The organism is Microcystis sp. T1-4 (assembly GCF_000297435.1).
In the GTDB taxonomy this organism is placed as follows: domain Bacteria; phylum Cyanobacteriota; class Cyanobacteriia; order Cyanobacteriales; family Microcystaceae; genus Microcystis.
In genome coordinates, this window is the sequence record NZ_CAIP01000309.1 from 1 (window position 1) to 684 (window position 684).

Here is a 684-nt window from a genome sequence, read left to right on the forward strand (position 1 = left end):
AGCGGTAGAAGTATTTGAAGGAAACACTTCAGATGGTGCTACTTTAAGCGGACAAATTGAGAAAGTCAGAAAGGGTTGGGAGATTGAGAATGTGGTCTGGGTAAGTGATAGAGGAATTTTAACTAACTCGAAAATCAAGGAATTAGTAAAACCGATAGAAGGATTAGACTATATTACTGGTTTAACTAAGCCTCAAATTCGGAAACTGGCTGAGGTGGAAGTGATTCAATTAGGATTATTTGATCAGGTAAACTTGGTGGAATTTGAGAGTGAAGATTATCCCGAAGAAAGATTAATTGCTTGTCGGAATCCCTTCATTGCCCAGAAAAATCAACTACAAAGAGAGGCATTATTAGAAGCGGTAGAGAAGGAACTAGATTTGATTGTTCAGGCGACTCAAAGGGAGAAAAGAGCTTTAAAGGGCCAAGATAAGATAGCTTTGAGAGTGGGCAAGATTCTTAATCAGTTTAAGGTCAATAAATACTATAACCTAGAGATAACAGAAGAAGGCTTTTCTTATCAGCGTAAGCGGGAATTAATCGCTCAAGAAACGGCCTTGGATGGTGTGTATGTGTTAAGAACTTCTCTGGAGTCAACCTTGATGGATGCAGCGACGACGGTTAAAGCTTATAAAAGTTTATCTCAAGTGGAGGAGGCATTTCGCTGTTATAAGTCAATTGATTT

1 pseudogene is annotated in these 684 nt (G+C 38.7%); it reads left to right on the forward strand.

What is annotated here, in order from left to right:
- Positions 1 to 684, forward strand: a pseudogene (locus MICAI_RS16525) (tail length tape measure protein); the annotation flags it as partial.